This is a genomic window from Blastomonas sp. 34TW, from assembly GCF_059803595.1.
In genome coordinates, this window is the sequence record NZ_JAPFGW010000051.1 from 1 (window position 1) to 1212 (window position 1212).

2 protein-coding genes and 1 pseudogene are annotated in these 1212 nt (G+C 60.6%); 1 reads left to right on the top strand and 2 read right to left on the bottom strand.

What is annotated here, in order from left to right; genetic code table 11:
• Positions 1-88: 88 nt before the first annotated feature.
• The gene (locus OPU69_RS19930) at positions 89-685 is read right to left on the bottom strand and encodes an IS630 family transposase (protein ID WP_498513299.1); all 597 of its coding nucleotides are present in this window, start codon (positions 683-685) and stop codon (positions 89-91) included.
• Entirely contained in the window at positions 603-1064 is a 462-nt protein-coding gene (locus tag OPU69_RS19935; protein WP_498513298.1) for a helix-turn-helix domain-containing protein, read from the bottom strand. The genes OPU69_RS19930 and OPU69_RS19935 overlap by 83 nt, the downstream gene beginning before the upstream one ends.
• Before the next feature lie 65 nt (positions 1065-1129).
• On the opposite strand from OPU69_RS19935, the pseudogene OPU69_RS19940 reads away from it, so the two are divergent.
• A pseudogene (locus OPU69_RS19940) lies at positions 1130-1212 on the top strand (transposase); the annotation flags it as partial.

The following is a 1212-nucleotide window of genomic DNA, read 5'->3' on the forward strand; positions in this document are numbered from 1 at the left end:
ACTGGACCACTTGCCGGTAGAGTTTCCCGCCGTAATCTTTCTTGGCTGGGCGAGGAGTTACGGCATGAAGGCATCTAGAGCATTTTCATCATGACCGTTGATATCCAGCGGCCTGGAAAAAGTTGGCGCATTCAGTCGGAACGAAGCGATCGAGGAGCAGACCGATGCGCTCGACGAGGCTGTCGATACTGCGTGGCGGGTCATGCCGGATCAATGCCTTGAGCTTTGAGAAGGCCATTTCGATGGGGTTCAGATCGGGGCTGTAGGGCGGCAGATAGAAGATTTGCGCCCGCTTCTCTGCGATGGCCTCGCGGACCCCGACAACCTTGTGGGCGGGGAGATTGTCGAGCACGACGACATCGCCGCGTTTCAGGGTGGGTGCGAGGATATGGCGGACATAGGCGCAAAAGGCGGTTCCATCCATCGGGCCATCGAGCACCCAGGGTGCTATCATCCCGGTCAACCGCAGCCCCGCGATGAACGTCATCGTCTTCCAATGGCCGAACGGGGCGCTGTCGTGGCAGCGTTCGCCCACCGGGGCCCAGCCATAGAGCCGAGCCATCTTCGTGTTGACGCCCGTCTCATCCAGAAAAACCAGGCTTTCAGGATCTATGAACGGCTGCGCTGCCCTCCAAAGCTTGCGCCTTGCGGCGACGTCGGGTCGATCCTGTTCGCTGGCGCGCAGGGCTTTTTTTGAAAGACAAGCCGAGACGGCGGGCGGTATTCCACATGGCACCGATGCTGAGCGTGACGCCGTGCTCCGACTGCAACCAGCTCTGCGCCTGAGCCAATGTAATGCCGGGGCGTGACCGGATGTGCGCCCCAAGCGCCTGTTCTTGCTCGGGCGACAGTTTGCGCGGTGGCCGACCTCGGACGGGATTGGCCCGTGTGTCGCCGGTCAGACGGCGACGGATCAGCGCCTTGTAGATATAGGCAATGCTTACCTTGAAAACCGCAGCAGCCTCCCGAACGGCCATGCCGCCATCAACCGCGCCTATCACCCGATCCCGCAAATCCTGCGAGTAACTCTGCCCTGATCGCCAACCCATCGCCGCCTCCTGCAAGACGGCTCCCCATGAATCACATAATCACCAAAAAGGGAATCCCCCGCCGATTCCGCACATCATGAAAGTGCTCTAAGTTCACGGACGCGCAGAAGGCGTTCGTCATAAAGCAGGGCGAGGAAGGCACGCCCGTCGCTGAGGTCTGCCG